Here is a 23,625-nt window from a genome sequence, read left to right on the forward strand (position 1 = left end):
CAATGCTGCGCACCTGGTTGGCCAAGGAGGTCATCGCGATGAGCCCGATCCACATCCCGCGCGAATGGGACGACAACGACGTCCTCTACTTCGAGGAGTTCTGCACCTTCGTCCGCACCCCGCAACGCACCGCACGCGACTGGAAACGACGAGGCATCGGACCCCGCTGGTGGCGCATCAACGGCAACGGCCGCCTCTACACCACCGTCGCCGAACTCCGCCGCTTCCTCGCAGCCGGCCGCCGGCGCGAGTTTGGGGATGAGTGACACGGCCATGAAGCAGCGTCGCTGATCGAGCCCCGCCATGTCGACGACCCTCACCGCCGAACAGGACGCCCGAGCCATCCGTGCGCTCGCGGTGTTCAAGGCGAAGCGCGAGGCGTTGCGAGCAGGGCTACCGCTCCAGCAGCTCGACGCCGCCGCCTGGGTCGTCGACGTCGACACCGGGGACTCCGAGGTCGCTTGACGCTGCTCGTCTCGGTCGTGTCTGAAACAATGGGGATCGAACGGCAAGGAGGTGGGTCGTGGTCTTCCAAGGCCAGGTGCTCTCCATCGGAGCGCTACTCGAGCGCGCTCAGGCCGCCCCGGCCTACGAGCCGGCCCGTCATGTCGGTGTCCGGCACACCGCCGCTGACAACGCGCTGCGCTGCGCCGAGTTGTTGGCTGCTGGTGAGTCGGTGGACGCGTGCTGGCGCTTCGGGGTCCTCCAGACCCTCGACGACTACACCTCAACCCTGCGTCGAGGCGGCGCTGCCCTCGCCGCACTGGTCTTCACCGCCGTCCCCGCGCCCACCGGATCCGACGAGGTCGACGCCGCCTTCGCTGCCCTGGCAGACCACCTGGCCGTGCGTGACGGTTGGCCCGTGCCTGGGTGGGCGCTTGACCCGGCCCGGCGTGCCGACGGCTGGTACCCCGCCGTGCCGGACACCTGGAGGGTCGAGGCCGAGCGCGACAGTCCCCGCGCGTTCGCGCAGCGCGGCATCTTCATCACCGCACGGTCTCTGAACCGGGCATGAGCAGCGAGGCACGACAACTCGACGCAGAGCAGGTCCTCGGCCTGCTCCACGAACTGTCGGAGCGCCTGGCGGCCGGTGGCGTGCAGGCACAGCTCTTCGTCGTGGGCGGGGCGGCCATGGCACTGGCTTACGACCAGGGCCGTCTCACCCGCGACGTGGATGCCCTATTTGTTCCTGCGCCGGAGGTACGGGTCGCTGCTGGAGAAATCGGCGCCGCCCGCGGCCTGGAGCCGGATTGGCTCAACGACGCCGCCAAGGGCTTCCTCCCGGGCCCCGACGAGCACCCGCAAACCGTGTTCGAGTCCGAGTCGCTGCTGGTGCAGGTCGCCTCGCCGGAGTATCTGCTGGCGGTGAAACTCCATGCCTCCCGCGACGAGCGAGACCTTGACGACGCCGCGACCCTGTTCAACCGACTCGGCTACACCACGGCTCAGGAGGCAGTCGACCTGCTGAGCCACACCTATCCGCCAGGGCAACTGCTTCCACGCCACTACTACATTGCCGAAGACGTCGCCCACCGGGCCGCTGCGCGGGAACGACGCACGGCGCTGAAGTTGAGGCCGAGACGCCGGAGACTGGCGCTGAGCGACTGCGCCGCTCCATCGAGGATGAGAAGAGGCAAGACCCGGGCAGTGGCCGCCTCAGCCCGCCCGAGCCGCCCAGCATCGGCTTCTAACACCCTCGTCCTCGGAACGGACCGCCCCTCCTCCTGGAGCTTGCGTAGTCGCCCGCGCGGTGAGGTCAGGGCCGCGTGCGAGGCGTGGTGCGCCGGCGAAGCCCTACAGCAGCTCGACTCGAACGCCTGGGTTGTCGACGTAGATGCGGGTAATGCCGAAGTCGCGTAGCAGCGCCCTGCGAAGCTCGACCGGGACCTCCTCGTCGCTCAACCCGTCGACCAGCTCGGCGAACCTGTCGGCCACGGTCCCGGTGAACGGCACCACCTCGACCCTGCCGGCCTGGTCCAGCTCCTCAAGCGTGGTCCGGGCCTCGGAGATGATCGCCTCCGTCTCGGCCTTGACCGCCGCGACGTCGTCGTCCTCGAGCAGCCCCTTGACCGCGAGCCGCTTGGCATTGGCCCACTCCGCCTCGGCCTCCCTGATCCGGGCCTGGAGCCGGTCGCGCTTCTTCTCCGCGTCCGCGTCAGCGGCGACGCCGCGCGTCACCTGCACCTCGACGGTCTTCCCGCCGCGGATCGGTTGGGAAGCGATGCCCTTGATGATGTTGTCGGCCAGGATCGTGTTGACCTTCTCGCAGGGGCTGTATCCGGTGCGCGGGACCATGCCCGGCCGCTTGCCGGGGCAGTAGAACCGGATACGCACGGTCTTGTGGCTGCGAGGGTTGTCGATCCGCGTGTACATCCGGTGCCCGCACCGCCCGCAAAACACGATCCCGTCCAGCACGTTCTCCGGGGTGGCCTTCTGGTTCCTGTTCTTCTGGCCACGCGCCGCAAGCCGCCGCGCGTTGACCCGATCCCACAACTCCGGGTCGACGATCGCCCCCAATGGGGACTCGCGGGTCACCCGGCCAGGGTCATCTTCGCGCCGCTGTTCCAGATACGGCTTGCCGTTCTCATCCCGCAGCACCTGCTGGCGTCCCCAGGTCAGCTCGCCCTTGTAGAACGGGTTGTCCAGAATCCCGGCGATCGAGTTCGGCGGCCACGCATCCTTGCCCGTCTTGGTCGGCACACCCTCTCGCGTCAGCCGACGCGCGATCTCCTCCACCGACACGCCCTCATCGGCCCAGGTGAACATCTGGACCAGCCACGGGTACTCCTCGGGATGCAGTTCGGGCGCTCCCGAGCGGACCTTGCGGCCATTGACGAACGCCGGCATCCCGGATGGCAGCTCCACGCCCTCGATGACCAGCGGCTTCATCCGCACCCCATACGGCGGGCGCATCGCCACCGTCGCTCCGGCAACCACCTTGGCCCGCAGGTTTCTGCGCGTACGTCGCCGGACCTTCAACACCTCGCCCTTGGCGTTGACCGCGCGCACGTCCGCGTCGTACATCGCGTCCTCGTCGTGCGGGTCGATGAGTCCGCTGTCCTCGGTTACCAGCGTGATCCCGAGACGCTTGCACAACGACGTGATCTTCTGGCGCTGACCCACGCCGGCCGTGATGCGCTCCAGCTCGTTGACCACCAGGAACCGCACGTCACGGCGAGCCTCCAGATAGTCGAACAACTCTTGAAGACCCGGCCGGTCGGTCAGTGTGCGGGAGACGCCCTCGTCCGTGAACGTCTCCAGCAACGTGACCCCGTGATCGGCCGCGATTATCTCGTTGATCGCCCGCTGCTCAGCCGTCGAGCCCTGCTCCTCGGTCGAGTACCGCGTGTAACCCACACCCAGCCGCAACGTAGTGCTTGCAGGAGTTCGGCGAGCGCTCATAGACTGAGCATACGGATTACGTACAGAAAATTCAGAAGCCGTCCCACTTCGGCTCGAAGGAGAGCCCTCCGTGCTTGTCGGGGTCGGGGATCCCCTTGACGGACTTCGCGAGCATCGGTCGCACCGGCGGCATGACGGGCAGGTCCACGTCCGCGACACTAGTCGCGTGCGCCGACTCCTGACCCTCCTCGCCGTCCTCGGCCTCGCGGCGGCCGGCGTGGTCGTGGCGGTCGTGCTCGCCACAGACGGCGACGACGGCACGCCCACAAGCGACCCGGCGGCGTCGCAGACCCCGGTCGTGGTGCCCGAGGGTGCGGTCGAGGTGGTCGTGCTCGTCGACGAGTCCACCGACAGCAGCGACGCCGAGCGGGCGATCGGCCTGGTGACCGAGGGCGCCCGGATGTGGGAGGGCGGCCTGGCCGGTCTGGCGGGCGAGGACCCGGGGGAGGGCTCGGGACAGGACGAGTCGCAGGAGGGCGCCGCCGAGCTGGTCGTGCGCACCGAGCGCGTCGCCCCGGACGGGACGGCGCAGGTGGTCGGCGCGGAGATCGTGGTCGTGGTGGCGAGCGATACCGCGAGGGCGGGTGGCGCGGTGCTCGACACCGGCTGCACGACGTACGACGACGTCTTCGCCTTCGGTGCCTGGCGCGAGCGGGAGGGGTTCGACAGCCACCACCGGCTCCCCGAGGGCACCTTCGACGCGACGTGTGACGGCGAGCCGGTCTGCCTCGCGGTCAACGCGACCTTCACCGCCGGGGGAGTCGCCCCGATGGAGGCCTTCAGCCTGGTCGGCGACGAGCTCGGCCACTGCCTGGGACGCACCGGGGCATGACCCGGGAGTGACGGGGGCGACAGGCGCGAGGTTTGTCCAGCTGGCGGATAGCCTGTTGCGCGGTGGCTCGTTGAGGGGTGCGTGAACAGCAGACACCTCGTTCGTCCGACGATCCTCCTGGCGGCGGTGACCACCGCCCTCGTGGGGCTGGGGGCTCCGGCGACCTCCGCGCCCGCCGACGACTTCACCCGGTCCTACTTCGGTGACGGCACACTGCCGGCCGGGTGCATCGTCGACCGCGACCCGATCAACCCGGACAACGAGTGCTACCACATGAAGGTGGGGCTCAACGCCCTCGACGACCCCCAGATCGACGTGGCGATCCTGGCGCCGGTCAGCCCCGTGGTGGAGCGCGACCTCCGCGTCGCCGAGCAGGCCGTGCAGATGTGGGGCGAGGGCGTCGACTACCTCGCCGATGAGATGGGCCTGGACTGGCTCGCCGACGGCGTGGACATGAACATCACGACCCACGAGCTCGCCGTCGACCCGGCCGGTCTGCTCACCGAACCGCTGGACCTGGTCGACCCGGAGATCGTGGTCGTCATGAGCAACCCCGCCGGCGGCATCGGCATCGGCATCGACCCGGTCTCCTTCGCCGGTGAGCTGGGCATCATCGACGGGGAGGGCGCGCCATGCCTCGTCGAGGACGACCCGCTGGACTTCCGGGCGTGGCAGAAGAAGAAGGGGTTCGACCAGCACGGCCAGGAGAAGGGCGGCACCTACGTCGCGGACTGCGGCGGCGTGGGCGGCAACGTCTGCTTCGCGGTCAACGGCGCCGTCGACCCGGTGCCGGGGGCCTCGGACTTTTTCCCGCTCTACGAGCTGGTGGCCCACGAGTTCGGCCACTGCCTGACCGTCGGCCACGTGGGCGACGGCGCCGACGGGCCGTGGGGCCCGACGGCCACCAACGACATCATGGCCTACAGCACCGACCCCCCTGGGATCGCCAAGTGCGTCTCGACCCTCGACGTGGAGGGCTTCGCGCTGCGGATGAGCAAGTACCTCGACGTGAACGGTGACGGCAAGGTCACCGCCAAGGACGAGCTAGTCCCCAACGACCTGGCCGGCGACGGCATCAGCTCCTTCCAGGTCCAGCACCCGCGGGACCACCACTACGCCTCGTCGACCGGCTCGGCGGCCGACTGCCCGCAGCCCGACCAGGGAGTCGTCCCCCTGTCCTACGGGAGCTTCACCCCGACCCCGGAGGCGACCAGCCGTCCGGTGCTGCGCGCCGGCAAGGTCTCGCTGGCCGGCGGCAAGGTCACGGTGAAGGGGAAGGCCGCCAACAAGCCGCTGGGCAAGGCACCCAAGAAGCGCTCGGCCTCGGCGGAGGACGCCACCGGTGACGGCGGCACCCCGATCACCGACCTGACGTCGATGAGCGTGCGCACGGACAAGAAGTTCGTCCGGGCGACGATGAGCGTCGGGCAGGTCTCGCCCGCCGCGCTGCCCACCTCGGTCACGGCCTACAGCCTGCTGATCGACGGACGGCGCTTCGACTCCTTCATCGCCACCGGCGACACCTCCGGCACCCCCGTGGTCATGGACAACGGCACCGGCTACTACCTGCCCGAGGGCACCGCGACCTGGAACGACGACAACACCGTCGACTTCAAGATCAGGCGCGACTACCTGGCCGACCAGCAGATCACCGCGCCCTACACCGTCAACGCGATCACCGGCTACCACCTGCGCAGCAACGACTGGGTCGCCACGGCCGACTCGGTCCCGGACGCCCTCGGCCTGCAGGTCGCGGCGCCGCGGATGGCCAAGCGCGACCAGCGCGACGCCAAGGTGGCCAAGAAGGTCACCACCCGCACCAGCACCCTCACCGACGGCGTCACCAAGCTGCCCGTCGAGAGCACCCTGGGCGTGGGCCTGGTCAGCACCGTGGACACCAAGGAGTACTTCACGCTCCCGGTGAAGGAGCAGGCCACCGTCGAGGTGACCCTGGAGTGGACCGGGACCGCGTTCTACGGCATGTCCGTGGACGGCGGCTCGAGCCAGTCCGTGCGCGAGGGCGACAACTCGCTGACCGTGACCGTGCCCTGGGCACGGCGACCGCTGTCCATCGTCGTCGACCCGCAGGAGGTCCTCGAGCCGAGCACCTTCACGCTCACCGCGAAGGCCACCTCGGTCGTCAAGGACACCGACAAGGACGGCGTCCCGGACGTCGCGGACGCCTGCCGCACCGCCAAGGGCCCGAGCACCGGCGCAGGCTGCCCGGACTCCGACGGCGACGGCCTCTTCGACCGCGACGACCGGTGCCCGACCAAGGCCTCGGTCAGTGCGAACGGCTGCCCGACCAAGGCCGACGAGCGCGTCGAGATGTACGTCGACGGACGCAAGGTGGCCTCGCGCACCGTGGTGACCAAGCACGGCTCGGCCGGGTTCACGCTCGCCGCACGGGCAGGCTCCCTCGGTCGCGGCCAGCACGTCGTGGAGATCCGCTGGATCCGCGACGGCAAGGTCGTCTCCCGCACCAAGCGGACAGTCGGCTGAGCCACAGCGAGCGGGACCGGGTCAACCCCGGATGACCGGGCACGGGACGCGACCGCATAGGTTGCGTCCCGTGCTCCGTCGTACCCGTCCCGCCCTCGCCCTCGTGGCGCTCCTCCTGCCCGCCCTCGTGGCGTGCGGCTCCGACTCCGACGGCGAGCCGGACTCCGGCTCCGACGGCGGCGTCACCGTCGAGGGCCTCGACGGCCTGACCTTCTCCGGCAAGGTCGGCGAGTCCCTGAGCGTGGAGTGGGCCGACGACGCCGAGCTCGAGAAGCCCGAGGAGTCCGAGGTCAGCACCGCGGTCGAGGGCGACGGCGAGGAGATCGAGGACGACGACGTCGTCATGGCCTACCTCTACGTCGCCAACGGCAGCACCCAGGACGAGGTCTACAGCGACTACACCAACGGTGCCGCGCAGACGCTGCCCAACGACGAGCGGGTCGGCGAGCTGCTGGTCGAGGTCATGGACGGCGCCACCTACGGCTCCCGCGTCGTGGCCCTCACCTCCGCCGACGGTCTCTTCGACGGCGACACCGCCGACAACCCGCTCGGTCTCGGCGACGACGACCCGGTGCTCCTGGTGGCCGACCTGGTCGAGGAGCAGCAGGTCTCGCCGACGCCGACCTCGGAGGAGGCCGAGGACACCACCGCCGACTCCCAGCCCTCGCTGGTCGTCGAGGGCGGCGACCCGGTCGCCCTGGACTTCGACGGCATCGACGAGCCCGCGCTCGACACCCCCGTGCAGCGCCTGGTCATCGAGGAGGGCGACGGCCGGAAGGTCAAGACCTCCGACACCGTCACCGTCGACTACCTCGGCTCGACGTACGACGCCGACGCTCCCTTCGACGGCAGCTACTCCCGCGGCGAGCCCCTGGTCTCCCCGCTGTCCGGCCTGATCCCGGGCTGGGCGATCGGCCTGGAGGGCGTCCCGGTCGGCAGCCGAGTGTTGCTGCAGATCCCGCCGGCCTTCGGCTACGGCTCGCAGGGCAGCGGCGAGTCCATCCCGCCGAACTCCACCCTGTGGTTCCTCATCGACGTCATCGCCGCGGAATAGCCCTGGTAGGCCCCGTGTGACGTCATACGGAGAGGACGTCCCCTCGGGCGGTTCGTATGACGTCCCACGGTGGCTCTAGGGTTGGCCCCGTCCGCTGCTCGTCGGCGGACGTTCCCCGGTTGGTCTGCCGGCAGGGCCCGCCTGACTTTGAATCAGGACTAGCGACGTAGGTTCGACTCCTACCCGGGGAGCCACGTGTGCCAGCATGCCTCGCATGACTCGGGTCCGGCTGCTGCCTGCGGTGGCAGCGTTGTTGCTCCTCCTGACCGGCTGCACCGATTCGGGGTCCGGTGAGCCGGAGGCGACGAGGTCGCCGACCGGTGCGGAGTCCAAGGTGGACCGGCCGCGGCCGGCCGTGGCGCTGGTGCCTTTCCGCTACGGTGACCGCAAGGTGTGGGGCCGGGGCACCAGGCTCTCGGGTTGCGGCTCGATCGGTTCTGCGCCCGTCGCGTACGTGACGCCGGTCCTCGTCCAGGTGCGGCTGCGGGTGACAGAGCGGGTGCGCCTGCTGCCGGCGACGTACGCCGAGCGCAGCAACGCCATCGACTCCGTGACCCAGTACCTCGGGCCGGACCCGGGGCGTGCGGCCCCGCACATGGCGGTCTCCCAGGGAATCGGGCCCACGTCCGACCGGTTGGTCTACGACACCCGCCTGATCGGCGATGCCCGCAACAGCCCGGCCGGACTCGCCGGCGCCCAGCGGTCCTGGGAGCAGCGGGTGCCGCTGGACCGGCCACGGGTGGTCGCACCCGGCGACCACTACCTCTTCGTCGAGGTGGACCCCGCGACGGGCGGGATGGACCTGCACGAGCTGACGGCACGGTGGACCTCGGTGGGCGGCCGTGAGCGCGACGTGGAGAAGAAGCTCATCGGCGGTTTCAGCCTGCGCGTGCGCTGCGGTGGATGACCCGGTCACCGTGGTGACGGCGTGAGGCCGGCCGTCCCGGAGAGTCAGTCCTTCCGCTTGGCGGCCTTCCTCTCCGCGCGCAGCCGCCGCTCCTCCTTGTACGCCGCCGCGGCCTCCTCGATGGTGGGCGCCGAGCCGCCGTACTGCTTCGCGAGAGGTCGAGCTTGCGGCCCTTGGCCAGGATGCGCTGGGTGCCCCAGACGACGATCGGGATCAGCGGGACGTCGGCGTCGGCGGCGATCCGCACCGCCCCGGACTTGAGGTCCTTGATGAGGAAGCTCTGGGAGATCGTGGCCTCGGGGAAGATCCCGACCAGCTCTCCCTTGCGCAGGGCGTCGACCGCGGTGCGCATCGACGCGGCGCCGGCCTCGCGGTCGACCTCGAGGTGCCCGAAGGAGCGCATGAACGGCCCGCCGACCGGATTGGCGAAGATCTCCTTCTTCGCCATGAAGCGTGTGTAGCGGCCCCGCTGGGCGCCGGGGTAGCCGCCCATCAGGTAGTCGACGTACGACACGTGGTTGACCGCGACCAGTGCCCCGCCGGAGGTCGGGATGTGCTCGGTGCCGCTCATGTGGATGTCCATGGCGGAGAGCCGGAACCAGGTCTTGGCCGCGGCGACGATGACGGGGTAGGTGAGGTCCACGGGCACACCCCACCACCTCGGGGGCGGGGTGTGCCAGCGGGGCGTGCGACCGGCGGACGTCGGGCGACGCCCAGGCTCGCTCAGCGCGAGAGGTCGCCCCGCCCGATCACCGCGTGGGTCGCGGTGGCCCGGGCCAGCACCCGGTCGCCCTGGGTGATCTCGGCCTCGGTGGTGCAGATGCGACCGCCCACGCTGGTGCAGCGGGCGGTGGCGACGAGCGGCGTGCCGTCGTACCCGGCCTTGAGGAACTGGGTGTTCAGCTGGATGTGCGGCGCGATCATGCCCTCGGGACCCGACGCGTGCACGGCCCAGCCGGTGGCGCTGTCGAGCAGTGCGCCGAGGTAGCCGCCGTGCAGGATGCCGCCGCCGTTGAGGTGCTCGGGCCCCGGGTCGGCCTCGACCACGGCGCCATCGGCGTCGGCGCGCACCACGCGGAAACCGAGGTGCTGGGCGAAGGGTCCGGGGCTGCCGACGGGCGTCGGGTCGGAGGTCATGGCGCCACCGTAGGGGGTTGGTCGGGGCCCGTCGGAGCCGGTCGGCGCTAGGTTCTCGCCATGGTCCAGGACTTCAGCGGCAGGGTCGCGATCGTGACCGGGGCGTCGAGCGGGCTGGGAGCGGCGACGGTACGCCGGCTCGCGGCCGGTGGCGCACGCGTCTGGGCGGCCGCCCGCAGCCAGGACCTGCTGGCCGAGCTCGCGGCCGAGTGCGGCGACTCGTCGGGCGAGGTACGTGCGGGGCACCTCGACCAGACCGACCCCGCGTCCTGCCGGGCGATGGTGGCCGAGGCCGTGGCGGCGTTCGGCCGGCTCGACGTGCTCGTCAACAACGCGGGACGGCACGACTTCCGGCGTACGACGGAGGTGACCGAGGCCGAGTGGGAGCACGACCTCGCGCTCAACCTCAGCGGCCCGTTCTACTGCGCCCAGGCGGCGATCCCACACCTGCTCGAGGCGCCCGACGGCGGCGGCACGATCGTCAACGTCGCGTCGGTGGCGGGGCTGATGGGAGAGGCCTACTCGGCGGCCTACACCGCGGCCAAGCACGGCGTCGTCGGCCTCACCAAGGCCCTTGCGGTGGAACACCTCAAGCAGCCGCTGCGGGTCAACTGCGTCTGCCCCGGTGGCATGGACACCCCGCAGGTGCAGACCATCGGCGTGCCCGACGACGCCGATTGGGACCTCATCATGCGCGTCGCCGCCACCCGCGGGCTGATGAGCGCCGACAGCGTCGCGGCCGCGATCTGCTTCCTCGCCTCGAACGACGCCGCTGCCATCAACGGCAGCATCCACGCCGTCGACGCGGGCCGGACGGCGGGCTAGCGAGATGGTGCACGTCCGCCCCTGACCCTAGAGGACCACGGGGCGTCCGCACGCCTCTCGGCCGAGGCGTTCGGCAGCGAGCCGGGGTCGACGCCACGTCCGCGGCCTGACACGCTGCCGACCGCTGTACGCCGGAGTGCAGTCGTGCGCGAACCTCCGCGTGCTCGGACACCTGCACGGCCCCTCAGCGCACGACCGACTGCTCGACGCGCTGCTGGGCTCGCGCCCGGCCACGTGCGCGACTACTTCTGAGGGGAGGCGCCCCAGACCGTGTGGTCGGGCAGGGCGTCGCGGAGCACGCGGTCGCCGGTGGCCAGCGGGCAGGCCGCCGCGATCGCCTGGGCGGCGATGAGGCGATCGAAGGGGTCCCGCGTCCACGCGAGCCGGGACGCTTCCTCGATCACGTCGGAGAACGGTGTCCCGTCCTCGGCGGCGCCGATGCTCCGACGGAGGTGGGCAAGGACCCGGTCGGCCGGGTGGGCGATCCGTCCGATCTCGTGGAGGTGGCTCAGCTCCAGGCGTGCCATGGGTGAGTAGGCGACCTGCTCGGACTCGATCCGATCCAGCACCGGTTCGGGGATCCTCGACTGGTGCCCCCCGGCCAGCCATGCGAGGACGTGGGTGTCGAGATGGATCACGGCGTCAGGGCTGTCTCGGGATCCCAGTGCCCGGACCAGTCCATGCTGACGAGGTCATCAGGATCGCCGACGATCAGATCATCGAGTGGTGTGAGCCGGTCGAGCTTGGACGTCGGGACGTCGGGCACGAGCCGAAGGCGCCGTCCACGGCGGTCGATGGAGAGCGGCTCGCCGGTCTCGAGGACCTGGTCGATCAGCCGGTAGATGTCAGCCCGGAGCTGGGAGGGCGTGACAGCGTCGTCGGACATCTCTCCACGGTAGGCGTACGTCCCGCGAGGATCAAGGCGTACGTACGTCAGTCCCCGAGCAGTCCGGCCACCTCGGGCGACTCCCAGAACGGCGCGAGTCGGGAGCGCACCATCGGCTCGAGGTCGCCGGCGTCGCGTGCCGCCGCGATCGCCCGTGCGGCGAGCGCCGTGACGTGGGCGGTGATGCTGTCGGCGTCCACGCCGAGGTCGCCCACCAGCTCGCTGACGGGGTGGTCGGCGTAGGTCGCGACGAACCCCTCGGCCACGGCACGGACCAGTGCCTGCACGGGCTCCGACGGCGCGGCGTCGATGACGACGTCCTGGACCAGCCCGGCCAGGTGCTGGGCCTGCTCGAGGGTCATGGCCCGCTGCAGGCCGGTGAGCGGCTGGTCGGCGTACAAGCCGTAGACCTCGAGGACCGCCGCGCGCGTGCCCGGGTCGCGCAGGGTGTCCACGACGATCGCGTTGAGCCGGCGGACGGCGAATCCGGCACCCTGGCCGGCCGCGGCCCCGACCAGAGCGTCGACCTGGGTGGCGCCGATGACCTTCCCGGCCGCACCGGCGCCGAAGGAGACCAGGGAGCCGAGCCCGGGCAGCTTCTCGGCCATCGCGCGGTTGGTCTGCACGACCTCGGAGACCACCCGAGCCATGAAGCGACCTGCCACCGCGGCCACGGCCGGGCTGCGGGTGAGGTCGTCGAGGGCGTCCTTGAGGGTGTCGGTGCCGGCGAGCGCGGCGTCGGTGAGCGCCTCGACGTGCTCGCGGGAGAGGACGTCGCCGAGCGTGTGCTCCTCGCCGTCGGTCGGCCCGGCGTGCAGCACCTCGGCCAGCACGGCGGTGAAGGTGCTGGCCGCGGTGCTCGGCGGCACCCGCGTCAGCACGTCGCCGATGAGCGCGGCGACGTCGTCGGCGTCGACCAGCGCACCGATCGTGAGTCGCTCGCCGACCGCGAGCAGCGAGGCGACCTCCTCGGCGACCAGGGTGGGCAGGTCGTCCTCGAGACGGGCCAGCACCCAGGCCACCTGCGCGTCCAGGAGCCGGTCGGCGGTGGGGGAGGTCACGCGGACACGCTAGCGGCGGCGGGACGAGGACGCTCGGGACTGGCGGGTTCGCCGGAGACCTCTAGAGTGTGGCGGTCAGCCGGGACGAACCGGACGGACGTCGAGGGAGACCTGTGGCCGAGCCCGTGCTCAACGACCTGACCGTCGTCGTCCTCGCCGCCGGCGGGGGCACGCGGATGAAGTCGAAGACCCCGAAGGTGCTGCACGAGATCGGCGGGCGCAGCCTCGTCGGCCACGTGCTCGCCGCGGTGCGCGAGACCAGCCCCCGCGCGGTCGTGACCGTCGTGGGCCACCAGCGCGAGCTCGTGGGTCCCCACGTCACCGACCTGATGCCCGAGTCGCTGCTCGCGGTCCAGGAGGAGCAGAAGGGCACCGGCCACGCGGTGCGCGTCGCGGTCGAGGCCGCGGCCACGACCACCGGCACGGTCCTCGTGGCGTACGGCGACACCCCGCTGCTCACGGGGCAGAGCCTGCGCGACTTCGTGGCCGAGCACGAGGCCGCGCAGCGTGCCGTCAGCCTGCTGTCGGGCGACGTGGCCGACCCCGCCGGCTACGGCCGGGTCGTGCGCGACGCCGACGGCGAGGTGCTCGCGATCGTCGAGCACAAGGACGCCAGCCGATCCGAGCTGGAGATCACCGAGATCAACTCCGGGATCATGGCCTTCGAGGCCGGGTTCCTCGTCGAGGCGCTGCCGCGGCTGGGCAACGACAACGCCAAGGGCGAGTACTACCTCACCGACCTCGTCGGCCTGGCCCGCGACGCCGGCCTGATGGTCGGCGCGCACCTGCTCGAGGACGTCGTGCAGACCGAGGGCGCCAACGACCGCGCCCAGCTCGCCGGCCTCGGCCGGCTGCTCAACGACCGCGTCGTGGACCGCTGGATGCGTGAGGGCGTCACGGTCGTCGACCCCGCCACCACCTGGATCGACGTCGGCGTCGAGCTGGAGCGCGACGTGACGATCCTGCCCGGCACCCAGCTGCTCGGCACGACCTCGATCGGCGAGGACAGCGTCGTCGGGCCCGACTCGACGCTGCGCGACTGCCACGTCGGTCGCGGCGCCACGCTCACCCGCGTCCACGGCGACTCCGCCGAGATCGGCGACGGAGCCACCGTGGGTCCCTACTCCTACCTCCGCCCCGGCACCCGCCTGGGCGCCGCCGGCAAGATCGGCGGCTTCGTCGAGACCAAGAACGCCGTCATCGGCGACGGTGCCAAGGTCCCTCACCTCTCCTACATCGGCGACGCCGAGATCGGCGAGGGCACCAACATCGGGGCCGGCACCATCACCGCCAACTACGACGGGGTCGCCAAGCACCGCACGGTCGTCGGCAGGCACGCGCGCACCGGCTCCAACAACACCTTCGTCGCCCCGACCACCATCGGTGACGGCGCCAGCACCGGCGGCGGAACCGTCGTCCGCGGCGACGTCCCGCCCGGTGCGCTGGCCGTCAGCTCCGGCCCGATGCGGGTCATCGACGGGTGGGCGGAGGAGAAGCGCGCCGGCACCGCCCAGGGCGAGGCCGCAGCGGCCGCCCGGCGAACGCCCGATGACCACGACGTGACCGATCCCTCGTCCCAGCCACCGGCCAGGGACTTGGGCTGAGCACTCCCACCCGGGCAGAATCCTGCCCGCCCACCCCACCTCCGTCCTGCAGGAGCGGCGCATCGTGACCGGATACAAGAAGACCACCGAGAAGAACCTGATGGTCTTCAGCGGCCGGGCCCATCCCGCGCTGGCCGAGGAGGTGGCCGGCATCCTCGGCACCGACCTGGTGCCGACCTCGGCCTACGAGTTCGCGAACTCCGAGATCTACGTCCGCTACGAGGAGTCCGTCCGCGGCTGCGACGCCTTCGTGATCCAGAGCCACACCGCTCCGATCAACGAGTGGATCATGGAGCACCTGATCATGGTCGACGCCCTCAAGCGGGCCTCGGCCAAGCGCATCACCGTGGTCATGCCGTTCTACGGCTACGCCCGCCAGGACAAGAAGCACCGCGGCCGCGAGCCGATCTCGGCCCGCCTGATGGCCGACCTGTTCAAGACCGCCGGCGCCGACCGGCTGATCTCGGTCGACCTGCACGCCGACCAGATCCAGGGCTATTTCGACGGCCCCGTCGACCACCTGATGGCGCTGCCGATCCTCACCGACTACGTGATGGAGAAGTACGGCAACCAGCCGCTGTGCGTCGTGTCCCCGGACGCCGGTCGCATCAAGGTCGCCGAGCGCTGGTCGGCCAAGCTCGGCGGCGCCCCGCTGGCCTTCATCCACAAGACCCGGCGCACGGACCGACCCAACGAGACCGTCGCCAACCGCGTCGTCGGTGAGGTCGCCGGCAAGATCTGCGTGCTGACCGACGACATGATCGACACCGGCGGCACGATCGTGAAGGCCGCCGAGGCGCTGATGGCCGACGGTGCGGCCGGCGTCATCATCGCCGCCACCCACGCGATCCTCTCCGACCCGGCGGTCGACCGGCTCAAGAACTCCCCGGCCGTCGAGGTCATCGTGACCAACACGCTCCCGATCGCCGAGGACCGGGTCTTCGACAAGCTGACGATCCTCTCGATCGCCCCGCTGGTCGCCCGCGCCATCCGCGAGGTCTTCGAGGACGGTTCGGTCACCTCGATGTTCGACGGGCACGCGTAGGTCCAGCCACCCCGGGGGACACCCCGTCCGAGGACTCAGCCGCGGGCGTCGTACGCCGCCCGCGACCGCTCCACCTCGTCGATGTGGGCGCGCGCCCACGCGTCGAGCCCGGCGACGGCCTGCACGAGCGTGCCGCCGAGCGGGGTGAGGGTGTACTCCACCCTCGGCGGCACCTCCGCGTGCACCTCGCGGGTCACCAGCCCGTCGCGCTCGAGCGCACGCAGCACCTGGGTCAGCACCTTCGGGCTCACGCCCTCGATGCGGCGCTGCAGCTCGGTGAACCGGCACGTCCGCTCGGCCAGGAGCAGCAGGACCAGGACCGTCCAGCGGTCACCGATCCGGTCCAGGACGGTGCGTGTCGGGCAGGCGGCGGCGTAGGGGTCCGCGATCGGCGACGTGCTCACGCCATCACTATCCAGCAGGTAACCACGGCACTTCAAGGTGCCTACTACCTATTGGGAAGTATCACGTGGTGGTGCCGGTTGTGCGTGGCGTCAGCGTCACCCCACGAGAGGAACCACCCATGTCCCGCACCATCACCGTCGTCGGCGCCACCGGTCAGCTCGGCCGTCTCGCTGTCGAGGCGCTCCTCGAGCGCGGCGTCGCCCCCTCCGACATCCGCGCCACCGGCCGCGCCACGGAGCGGCTCGCCGACCTCGCCGATCGCGGGGTGCAGGTCCTCCGGGTCGACCGGGACGACGAGGCAGCCGTCGCCGACGCCGTGCGGGGCGCCGCCGCCGTGCTGTTGGTCTCCGGGACCGAGCCCGGCCGCGTCGAGCAGCACCGCAGGGTCGTCGAGGCCGCACGCGAGGCCGGTGTCGAGCAGCTCGTCTACACCTCGGGCCCGCACGCGCGGGGCTCGTCGGTGCAGCTGCTGGCCGACCACGCCACCACCGAGGAGCTGCTCGAGACCTCAGGTGTGCCGCACACCGTGCTGCGCAACGCGTGGTACGTCGAGAACTACACCGCCCAGGTCGAGACCTACCGGGCTCACGGGATGGTCGGGTCTGCCGGCGACGGGCGGGTGTCGCTCGCCCCGCGCCGCGAGTACGCCGAGGCTGCGGCCGTGGTGCTGACCACCGACGGCCATCTCGGGAAGGTCTACGAGCTCGGCGGCGAGGCCCACACGCTGGCCGAGGTCGCGGCGGTCATCGGCGAGACCATCGGCCAGGAGGTCGCCTACACCGACGTGCCGGTCGAGCAGCTCCAGCAGGTCCTCGCCGGCGCCGGCGTGCCCGCCCCGATGGATGCGGTGCTCGCCGACGTCGACCGGGGCATCGCGGCCGGAGAGCTGCTGGTGCCGACGACCGACCTCGAGACGCTGCTCGGCCGCCCTGCCACCGACCTGCGCCAGGCGGTCAAGGAGGCGCTGGCCTGACCCGAGCCCCTCCGGCCCCTCAGCCCAGGTCGTCCAGCGCGTCGTTCCACTGTCGCGCCAGGACCGTCGGGACGTCGCCGGCCAGCACCTCCGCGAGCCGTGAGCGCTGGTCGGCGTCGAGGGCCAGGGCGGGGAAGGCGTTGCGCCCCAGGACCAGGCTGAACCCCTGGCCGCGACGGCGGGCGATGTCGGGCCCCTGGGTGAGGTAGGCGTCGACGTACGGCGCGCAGAGCTCGGGCCGCGAGGCGTCCCAGAGCCCGGCGGCGAGCGACTCGAAGAGCCGATTGGAGACGTCCGGCTCGGTCATCGCCGCCCAGGCCTCGGCCTTGGCCGCGCTGGTGGGGCGGGCGGCCAGCGCCCGCGCGGCGCCGAGGTCGCCCGCGTACGAGCCGTCCGCGACGCGGGCGGCCTCGATCCGCTCGGCGTCGACGGCTCCCAACGTGGCGAGGCGCGCCAGTGCCGACCAGCGCAACGACGGGTCGAGGTCGACGCCGCCGTCGGTGCGCCCGGTCGCCAGCCACCGCTCGAGCAGGTCGGCGTCGCGGGTCGTGGCGACCACGCCGCGGGTCAGCGCCACCGCCACCTCGGGGTCGGGGGAGAGGGCGAGCCCGGCCAGGCAGGCACCGGCCACGCCCGTGGTCACGTCGCCCACCTCGTCAGGGGAGGCGGTGCGGCTGCGCACCGGCCCCAGGGTGCGGTCGAGCACGGCCGCCACCAGCGTCGAGGAGGTCTCGGTCGCGAGGTGCGCGCGCACGACGTCGACGTACGCCGGCACCCGCATCGCCCCGGTGCGCACCTCGTCGAAGCAGTGCGCCCACAGCACGGTGCGGACCAGGTCGTCGGTGACGTCGCCGAGGTGGTCCCGGACGAACAGGTCGCCCTGCTCGTCCAACCGCAGCCGCACGAAGGACTCGCCGCGGCTGTTGGGCACGACCACCAGCCCGGCCCACTCCGGCAGCGGGACGGGGTCGTCGGCGAGGTCGACCGGGCGCTCGCCGGCGACCGTGCCGTCGGCGGCGAACGCGGTGACGGAGAAGCGGTGCGGCCGCGAGCCCTCACGGCGCAGCACCGGCACCCCGGCGTCGTCGCGGCCGACGACCACCGTGTCGAAGCCGGGGGTGCGCAGCCAGGCGTCCGCCCAGGCACGCACGTCGCGCTCCGAGGCCTCGTCGAGAGCGGAGACCAGGTCGTCGAGCGTCGCGTTGTCGAAGGCGTGCCGCGTCAGGTGCGCGTTGACGCCCGCCAGGAAGTCCTCGTCACCGAGCCAGGTCACCAGCTGGCGCAGGCAGGAGTTGCCCTTGGAGTAGGAGATCGCGTCGAAGTTGGAGAAGGCGCTGTCGACGTCCGGCACGTCCTCGGGTGCCGGGGCCACCGGGTGGGTCGAGCGGCGCTCGTCGGCGGCGTAGGCGCCCGGCTTGCGCGTGGCCTCGTGGAGCACCAGCGTGCCCGTGAAGCCGGCCCCGGCGTCGGCCACGCGGTAGCCCATGTAGTCGGCGAAGCTCTCGTTGAGCCAGGTGTCCTCCCACCAGCGCATCGTGACCAGGTTGCCGAACCACATGTGCGCCATCTCGTGGGCGATGATCGCCGCCCGGCGCTTGCGGTGGTCGTCGGTGACGCGTCCGCGGGGGAGCAGCTCGTCGCGGTAGGTCACGCAGCCCGGCGTCTCCATCGCGCCCCAGTTGTGCCCCGGCCCGAAGAGCTGGTCGTAGGAGTCGAAGGGGTAGGCCTCGTCGAACAGCGTGGCGTAGTGGTCGAAGCAGTCGGCGGTGATGCGTCTCAGCTCCTCGGCGTCGCGCTCGAGCTCGGCGGCCAGCGAGGCCCGCGCGTGCCAGCCGAACGGCAGTCCCGCGTGCTCCCACGTCACCGAGTGCCACGGTCCGGCGCAGACGACGAAGAGCGAGGGGCACAGCCGCGGGGTGGTGGCGAAGACCCATCGCCCCTCGCGCTCGTCGTGCTCGGTGACCCGGCCGTTGCCCAGCACCGTCCACCGCGGGTCGGCGGTCACCGCCACGTCGAAGGTCGCCTTGAGGTCCGGCTGGTCGAAGCAGGCGAAGACCCGCTGGGCCACGTCGAGGGAGAGGTACGCCGAGGCGTAGGTCTCGCCGTCCTCGGGGTCGGTCATCAGGTGCATGCCGTCGCCGTCGGTCACGTAAGGGACCTCGGCGCGGATGACCAGCTCGACCGGCCGCCCGGTGGGCAGGCCCTCGAGGCGGATGCGGCGACCGTCGTACTCCCAGCCGAGGGCGTCGACGTCGGACTCCAGCGACACGTCCTGGGCCGCGGTCAGCTCCAGGGACGTCGAGGGGTCCGCGGAGGTGAAGCGCACGGTCGTCACGCACGCGAAGCGACCGCGCTCCCAGCCGGTCAGGTCGAGGTCGATCCCGTAGGACTCCACCTCGATGGCGGTGGCGCGGTGGCGGGCCTCGGCGAGCGTCAGCGACATGGCCCCACCGTAGGGCTGCGCTGTGATTCGCCATCGCCCACGGGCTGCCCCTAGACTGCTGCGGTTGCCTCGGCGAGGGAGCGCGCGATCCGATCAGCCACTGACCGGGACGCGGGGCTCCGTGATCGACAGGGCGGACCCCGCGCCGCGCTGCCTGTTCACCCTCGGGAGCGCGGCGCTGTTGCGTCCGGCCCCGCTGCGCCAGGCACCCCCACGCAGCAGCACCCACACGTCAGCAGCAGCACGTACGAGGAGAAGCATGTCCAGCGAGAAGATCGTCGCCGAGGTCCGCACCGAGTTCGGCAAGGGCGCCGCCCGCCGCATCCGCCGCGCGGACAAGGTCCCCGCCGTCGTCTACACCCACGGCGAGGAGCCCAAGCACCTCACCCTGCCCGGCCACGACACGATGATGGCCCTCAAGCACGGCGGCGCCAACGCGCTCGTCGAGCTCGAGGTCGAGGGCGAGCTGCAGCTCGCGCTGACCAAGCAGGTCCAGGTCGACCCGATCAAGCGCTTCCTCGAGCACGTCGACTTCATCGCGGTCAAGCGCGGCGAGAAGGTCACCGTCGACGTCCCGATCCACATCGCCGGCGAGGCCGCCAAGGAGACCCTCGTGGTCACCGAGACCGCTGCGGTCTCCGTCGAGGCCGAGGCGACCCACATCCCCGAGTGGATCGAGGTCTCCGTCGAGGGCGCCGAGGCCGGCACCCTCATCTACGCCTCCGACCTGCAGCTGCCCGCCGGCTCCGAGCTGCTCACCGACCCCGAGACCCTCGTGGTCAACGTGGCGGCCCAGGTCAGCGAGGAGGCCCTCGAGGCCGAGCTCGAGTCCACCGAGGACGAGCTGGGCATCGAGAAGGACGAGGCCGAGGACGCCGAGGCCGCCGAGGGCGACGAGTAAGACTCCGCACTCCCTGCACCAGCCGTACGAGAACGGGCCCGGGTACCCCATGAGCGACGCCAGCACCGACGTGTGGCTGGTCGTCGGCCTGGGGAACCCGGGCCCTTCGTACGCCGGTCACCGGCACAACATCGGCTACATGGTCACCGACGAGCTGGCCCGCCGGATGGGCTCGGGGTTCCGCGCCCACAAGTCCGGTCGCGCCGACGTCGTCGAGGGCCGGCTCACGCCGCCGGGCGTCCCCGGCCCGCGGGTCGTGCTGGCCCGCCCGCGCTGCTACATGAACGAGGTCGGCGGCCCGGTCAAGGCGCTGGCCACCTTCTACAAGGTCGCCCCCGCGCAGGTCGTGGCGATCCACGACGAGCTCGACATCCCCTTCGACACGATGCGGGTCAAGCTGGGCGGCGGCGACAACGGCCACAACGGTCTGAAGTCGATGCGCTCCTCCTTCGGCACCGGCGACTTCCACCGGGTGCGGGTCGGCATCGGCCGACCCCCGGGTCGCCAGGAGGTCGCCGACTTCGTGCTGTCGGACTACTCCTCGGCCGAGCGCAAGGTGCTGCCCTTCGTGGTCGACACCGCGGCTGACGCGGTCAAGACCCTGGTCGCGGACGGCCTGGAGAAGACCCAGCAGCGCTTCAACAGCTGAGCTTGTCCAGAGATCGGCGGGCACCTTCGACGAGCTGCTCCGGCGAAACCGTGTTGCGCCGTGCCGCGGGGCGCGCCATCGGCGTCAGCAGCGGATGTGCCAGTCAGTCTTGCAGGGCTGGCGGGCACGACTTGGCTGGCCTGCGCCTCGTCTGGGCCAGTGGTCGCACGGAGCCCTCGAACAGCGTGATGGCGGCCAGAGCGCACACATGATTGTTGGTGATGCGCTGCCCCGAGACAGGGAGCGGGTACTCAGGCAGGTCATACCAAGCGCAAATGTGCTGCACCTTCGCGTGTTCGTCCTCAGTTAGGTCAAGGGCTCGCTGCACGTGCGCATCCTCTGCGTAGTCCCAGAGCGCACGCGCGATGAGTCGCTTAGACAAACTGCGCCACAGGGCGCGTGTCCCACCCCTGACCAAGCGGTCGAGCAAGGCGTTCGGTGCTTGCGCGTAGGCGCCCGTCCGCGCGATCCACGCCCAGTTGCCTGGTTCGGAGTGCACCTGACACGGCATACGTGTCGCCGGCACTCCAGTCGCACCGATCTCGGCACGACCGGCCGCGCTGCGGCAGATGAGTGCGGAACCCATTGTGAATGGTGAGCGTCCCAGTGGCATGAGGTGCCGGATAGGAAGCATCGCTGCATCGGTCGTTGTCCTTGTCGTTGCCGCGGGCTGCGGCGATGCGAAGAACGCGGAACCCGCCGAGGAGGCCGCAAAGTGCGACAAGGGCGGGTTGGGCACGGCTCTGGACATCCCAGGCCCGGGCAAACCATTACCGGAGGAAGCGGTCGAGGCCTACCTCGACGCGTTCGTCGTGGTGAGCGTGCAGGAGGACGGAGAGAACGCCACGGTCATCGCCGAGGCTCCGGGCAGCGATGCCGTACGCCTGTACGACCTCACGCGCCGCGAGGACGGTTGGTGGCCGGACGGCTACACCGAGTGCTGACTCCCACCGCGTGGCAGAAGAGCGCGTCCTATGCGCGAGCTTGGGCGAACTCGCCAGGGTGTCGACAACTTCAGGATGGAACAAATCGCACCAGGCGCCCTGCTCCTTGACTACGGCGATGGTGGCCGTTTCCGTGTTGGGGTGACCGAGCAGAACGACTGAGACATCCGCTCCTCGGGCGAAGAGGATGACTGGCTACTTGGTGAAGACGCGCTCCAGTTCGCGTCCAGACTGAAGGTCGAGTCGGACGAGCCAGCCCGAGAAGGCGATGGCTAACAACGTGTCATCTTCGATGCGAGCGTCAACCCACGCACCCTCGGGACCATCGGGTGGGTGTGCGCGCCATGCCACAGAACCGTCCGATCGCACACGGGCGATAACGCCGTAGTAGCCGTCGCCCGTCTGTTCGAGCACAAGCCGGTCCTCGCTGCTGGGTAGCGCCACGAACTTGTCCACACGAGCATCGTGACATCCGCTCATCGGCTGCTTGTTCCATTGACCTCAGGACCATGAGCGGATGTCCGGGCGGCGGCAGGTCACGTCCTGAGGGTGAACTCGATCTGGTTGTTCGCGAGGACGCGGGTCTGGTAGCGGTCGTCGTGGGCTCTGCGGTGGTGGGTGGGGCACAGCAGGCGGCCGTTGGCCAGGTCGGTGGTGCCGCCGGCGGCCCAGGGTTGGTCGTGGTGGGCGTGGCAGAACCACGCTGCGGTGTGGCAGCCGGCGGCGGTGCCGCCCTTGTCGCGGGTGGCGAGGGCGATGCGTTGGGCGCGGGTGAAGAGCCGCTTGCGGCGGCCGACGTCGAGGACCTCGCGTCTGCCATCCAGGACGACGGGGATGATGGCGGCCTCGCAGGCAAGGCGGCGGGCGGTGTGGGCGGCGATCCGGTCACCGGTGTCAAGGGTGGCGGCCGCCAGCCCACCGGTGAGGGTCTCGAGGGTCATGGTGACCACCACCGTCGCGCCGGTCGACATCTCGGGGACCTGGGAGCCGTCGAGGCGTTCCAGCAGCTCGCAGAGGGCGGCGCCGAGCTCGACGGCGGTGGCGGCTTTGACCGGCTCCGGCCGCTCACCCTCACCCTGCTCGGCCGCCGTGGCGGGCGTGGACGCCAGGGCGGGTTTGTCGTGGACGACCAGGGCCAGCAGCTGCTTGCGGAGCATCCCGGCATGCAGCTCGGGGACGGTGAACCGGCCATGCACGCTGCCCTGCCCGTCAGGGGTCATGGTCAGCATCGTCTTCCGCGCGGCTGCGCGTTCCTCGGCCTCCAGGCGGGCTGCCTCGTGGGCGTCGGCCACCGCGGGGGCGACGACGTCGAGGACCCGGTCACCCAGCACGCGCAGGTCGCAGGCGTCGTGATGGCCAGCGAGGTCGACCAGCCGCTGCTCGGCAGCAGCCCGCACGGTGGCGGGGATGTCGGCGGGTAGGGCGTCGAGGGCGCGGGCGATGACCTCGGCCTGCTCGGTGTTCACCCGGCCGGCGGCGTACCCCTCCCGCAGCCGCTCGTAGGTCTCCAACGCCGCGGCGAGGTGCACCGCCCGGCGCGACGACCTGACGGTGGTGCGGGTGGCACGTGCCAGCCACGTCGCGGTGGTCGCGGCGCCGGTGGCCTCCTCGACCCGCACGGACGAGGCGTGCGCGAGGACGCGGTGCTTGAGCTCACCGAGCCGTGCCTCGGCCGCAGCGATCTCCACCAACGATGCGGCGGTCGCGGTCTGGTCGAGACCGATCAGGGAGACCTTGTCGAGGTCGGTGAGCGCACCGGCGATGACCGCGACACCGCGGTCGACCTGGTGCTCCCCTTCGCGGGGCCCCCGAGGATCGTCCAGTGCTCCCATGACCTGAATCTTCCAGGCAGCACCGACATTCCGAGGCGCCTGCGGGGTCAGAGGAATGTCGCAACACCCCCTGCCCCGAGGGGGATGTTGTGCCGACTCCACCGATGCCCGCCGATCAGCTCGACTTGATTCATTGCTTGCTGCGGCGTGGCGAGAACCGGAAGGTGATCGCTGCGCGCGCTGGCGTGTCGTCCAGGACGGTGTATCGGGTGCTGGCCAGGCT

General features: G+C 71.1%; 25 protein-coding genes and 1 tRNA gene. 16 read left to right on the top strand and 10 right to left on the bottom strand.

Features of this window, described 5'->3' with window-relative positions; translation table 11 throughout:
• Positions 1–2: 2 nt before the first annotated feature.
• From A6R01_RS06240 to A6R01_RS06255, 4 genes are read left to right on the top strand one after another with little or no spacing between them, the layout of a single operon-like run.
• Positions 3–266 (top strand): hypothetical protein, encoded by a 264-nt coding sequence (locus A6R01_RS06240; RefSeq protein ID WP_292604594.1) that lies wholly within the window; start codon positions 3–5, stop codon positions 264–266.
• A gap of 37 nt (positions 267–303) precedes the next feature.
• The gene (locus A6R01_RS06245; protein ID WP_292604596.1) at positions 304–465 is read left to right on the top strand and encodes a hypothetical protein; all 162 of its coding nucleotides are present in this window, start codon (positions 304–306) and stop codon (positions 463–465) included.
• Between the two features lie 58 nt (positions 466–523).
• Complete coding sequence (locus tag A6R01_RS06250) at positions 524–1,015, top strand: hypothetical protein (RefSeq protein WP_292604598.1); 492 nt, start codon at positions 524–526, stop codon at positions 1,013–1,015.
• The gene (locus A6R01_RS06255) at positions 1,012–1,860 is read left to right on the top strand and encodes a DUF6036 family nucleotidyltransferase (protein ID WP_292604600.1); all 849 of its coding nucleotides are present in this window, start codon (positions 1,012–1,014) and stop codon (positions 1,858–1,860) included. Before A6R01_RS06250 ends, A6R01_RS06255 begins: the two co-directional genes overlap by 4 nt.
• Here the strand turns inward: A6R01_RS06255 and A6R01_RS06260 are convergent.
• A complete protein-coding gene (locus A6R01_RS06260; RefSeq protein WP_292604602.1) occupies positions 1,795–3,402 on the bottom strand; it encodes a recombinase family protein in 1,608 nt (535 codons plus the stop codon). The genes A6R01_RS06255 and A6R01_RS06260 overlap by 66 nt on opposite strands.
• A gap of 166 nt (positions 3,403–3,568) precedes the next feature.
• On the opposite strand from A6R01_RS06260, the gene A6R01_RS06265 reads away from it, so the two are divergent.
• The 5 genes from A6R01_RS06265 to A6R01_RS06285 all read left to right on the top strand — a co-directional run bounded on the left by A6R01_RS06265 (position 3,569) and on the right by A6R01_RS06285 (position 8,697).
• The gene (locus A6R01_RS06265; RefSeq protein WP_292604604.1) at positions 3,569–4,234 is read left to right on the top strand and encodes a hypothetical protein; all 666 of its coding nucleotides are present in this window, start codon (positions 3,569–3,571) and stop codon (positions 4,232–4,234) included.
• A gap of 126 nt (positions 4,235–4,360) precedes the next feature.
• Positions 4,361–6,736: a hypothetical protein gene (locus A6R01_RS06270; protein WP_292604606.1), complete on the top strand. Its 2,376-nt coding sequence runs from the start codon at positions 4,361–4,363 to the stop codon at positions 6,734–6,736.
• Positions 6,737–6,806: 70 nt separating this feature from the next.
• A complete protein-coding gene (locus tag A6R01_RS06275; RefSeq protein WP_292604608.1) occupies positions 6,807–7,790 on the top strand; it encodes an FKBP-type peptidyl-prolyl cis-trans isomerase in 984 nt (327 codons plus the stop codon).
• A 112-nt stretch (positions 7,791–7,902) separates the two neighbouring features.
• A tRNA-Gln gene (locus A6R01_RS06280) sits at positions 7,903–7,984 on the top strand.
• Between the two features lie 20 nt (positions 7,985–8,004).
• Positions 8,005–8,697 (top strand): hypothetical protein, encoded by a 693-nt coding sequence (locus tag A6R01_RS06285; RefSeq protein ID WP_292604609.1) that lies wholly within the window; start codon positions 8,005–8,007, stop codon positions 8,695–8,697.
• On the opposite strand, the gene A6R01_RS06290 is transcribed toward A6R01_RS06285, so the two are convergent.
• Both A6R01_RS06290 and A6R01_RS06295 read right to left on the bottom strand, forming a co-directional pair.
• On the bottom strand, positions 8,669–9,340 hold the full coding sequence (locus A6R01_RS06290; protein WP_292604611.1) for a 1-acyl-sn-glycerol-3-phosphate acyltransferase: 672 nt from the start codon (positions 9,338–9,340) through the stop codon (positions 8,669–8,671). The genes A6R01_RS06285 and A6R01_RS06290 overlap by 29 nt on opposite strands.
• An 80-nt stretch (positions 9,341–9,420) precedes the next feature.
• A complete protein-coding gene (locus A6R01_RS06295) occupies positions 9,421–9,834 on the bottom strand; it encodes a PaaI family thioesterase (protein WP_292604613.1) in 414 nt (137 codons plus the stop codon).
• 60 nt (positions 9,835–9,894) lie between these two features.
• Here A6R01_RS06295 and A6R01_RS06300 point away from each other — a divergent pair, with 60 nt between their 5' ends.
• A complete protein-coding gene (locus A6R01_RS06300) occupies positions 9,895–10,659 on the top strand; it encodes an SDR family NAD(P)-dependent oxidoreductase (RefSeq protein WP_292604615.1) in 765 nt (254 codons plus the stop codon).
• A 242-nt stretch (positions 10,660–10,901) separates the two neighbouring features.
• Here the strand turns inward: A6R01_RS06300 and A6R01_RS06305 are convergent, their stop codons facing one another.
• The 3 genes from A6R01_RS06305 to A6R01_RS06315 are packed head-to-tail and all read right to left on the bottom strand — an operon-like array spanning position 10,902 to position 12,606.
• A complete protein-coding gene (locus A6R01_RS06305; protein WP_292604617.1) occupies positions 10,902–11,297 on the bottom strand; it encodes a PIN domain-containing protein in 396 nt (131 codons plus the stop codon).
• A complete protein-coding gene (locus A6R01_RS06310; RefSeq protein ID WP_292604618.1) occupies positions 11,294–11,545 on the bottom strand; it encodes a hypothetical protein in 252 nt (83 codons plus the stop codon). Before A6R01_RS06310 ends, A6R01_RS06305 begins: the two co-directional genes overlap by 4 nt.
• 47 nt (positions 11,546–11,592) lie before the next feature.
• Positions 11,593–12,606 carry a hypothetical protein gene (locus A6R01_RS06315; RefSeq protein ID WP_292604619.1) on the bottom strand — a complete coding sequence of 338 codons (1,014 nt, stop codon included), beginning with the start codon at positions 12,604–12,606 and terminating at the stop codon, positions 11,593–11,595.
• 113 nt (positions 12,607–12,719) lie between these two features.
• On the opposite strand from A6R01_RS06315, the gene glmU reads away from it, so the two are divergent.
• Positions 12,720–14,210, top strand: coding sequence for a bifunctional UDP-N-acetylglucosamine diphosphorylase/glucosamine-1-phosphate N-acetyltransferase GlmU (glmU, locus tag A6R01_RS06320; protein WP_292604620.1), 1,491 nt, complete (start codon positions 12,720–12,722; stop codon positions 14,208–14,210).
• A gap of 64 nt (positions 14,211–14,274) precedes the next feature.
• Complete coding sequence (locus A6R01_RS06325) at positions 14,275–15,255, top strand: ribose-phosphate diphosphokinase (protein WP_292604621.1); 981 nt, start codon at positions 14,275–14,277, stop codon at positions 15,253–15,255.
• Positions 15,256–15,290: 35 nt separating this feature from the next.
• Here the strand turns inward: A6R01_RS06325 and A6R01_RS06330 are convergent, their stop codons facing one another.
• The gene (locus tag A6R01_RS06330; RefSeq protein ID WP_292604622.1) at positions 15,291–15,659 is read right to left on the bottom strand and encodes a helix-turn-helix domain-containing protein; all 369 of its coding nucleotides are present in this window, start codon (positions 15,657–15,659) and stop codon (positions 15,291–15,293) included.
• 119 nt (positions 15,660–15,778) lie between these two features.
• Between A6R01_RS06330 and A6R01_RS06335 the strand changes: the two genes are divergently transcribed.
• Positions 15,779–16,633: an SDR family oxidoreductase gene (locus A6R01_RS06335; protein WP_292604623.1), complete on the top strand. Its 855-nt coding sequence runs from the start codon at positions 15,779–15,781 to the stop codon at positions 16,631–16,633.
• A 19-nt stretch (positions 16,634–16,652) separates the two neighbouring features.
• On the opposite strand, the gene pepN is transcribed toward A6R01_RS06335, so the two are convergent.
• Positions 16,653–19,076 (bottom strand): aminopeptidase N, encoded by a 2,424-nt coding sequence (gene pepN, locus A6R01_RS06340; protein WP_292604624.1) that lies wholly within the window; start codon positions 19,074–19,076, stop codon positions 16,653–16,655.
• 259 nt (positions 19,077–19,335) lie between these two features.
• Between pepN and A6R01_RS06345 the strand changes: the two genes are divergently transcribed.
• The 3 genes from A6R01_RS06345 to A6R01_RS06355 all read left to right on the top strand — a co-directional run bounded on the left by A6R01_RS06345 (position 19,336) and on the right by A6R01_RS06355 (position 21,570).
• Positions 19,336–19,977: a 50S ribosomal protein L25/general stress protein Ctc gene (locus A6R01_RS06345; protein WP_292604625.1), complete on the top strand. Its 642-nt coding sequence runs from the start codon at positions 19,336–19,338 to the stop codon at positions 19,975–19,977.
• A 49-nt stretch (positions 19,978–20,026) separates the two neighbouring features.
• Positions 20,027–20,626, top strand: coding sequence for an aminoacyl-tRNA hydrolase (gene pth / locus A6R01_RS06350; protein ID WP_292604626.1), 600 nt, complete (start codon positions 20,027–20,029; stop codon positions 20,624–20,626).
• A 731-nt stretch (positions 20,627–21,357) separates the two neighbouring features.
• Positions 21,358–21,570: a hypothetical protein gene (locus A6R01_RS06355; RefSeq protein WP_292604627.1), complete on the top strand. Its 213-nt coding sequence runs from the start codon at positions 21,358–21,360 to the stop codon at positions 21,568–21,570.
• 195 nt (positions 21,571–21,765) lie between these two features.
• On the opposite strand, the gene A6R01_RS06360 is transcribed toward A6R01_RS06355, so the two are convergent.
• On the bottom strand, positions 21,766–22,026 hold the full coding sequence (locus A6R01_RS06360) for a hypothetical protein (RefSeq protein WP_292604628.1): 261 nt from the start codon (positions 22,024–22,026) through the stop codon (positions 21,766–21,768).
• Positions 22,027–22,106: 80 nt separating this feature from the next.
• A complete protein-coding gene (locus A6R01_RS06365; protein WP_292604629.1) occupies positions 22,107–23,402 on the bottom strand; it encodes an HNH endonuclease signature motif containing protein in 1,296 nt (431 codons plus the stop codon).
• Between the last annotated feature and the right edge of the window lie 223 nt (positions 23,403–23,625).

It is taken from the genome of Nocardioides sp. REDSEA-S30_B4, assembly GCF_001627265.1.
Taxonomy (GTDB): Bacteria; Actinomycetota; Actinomycetes; order Propionibacteriales; family Nocardioidaceae; genus Nocardioides.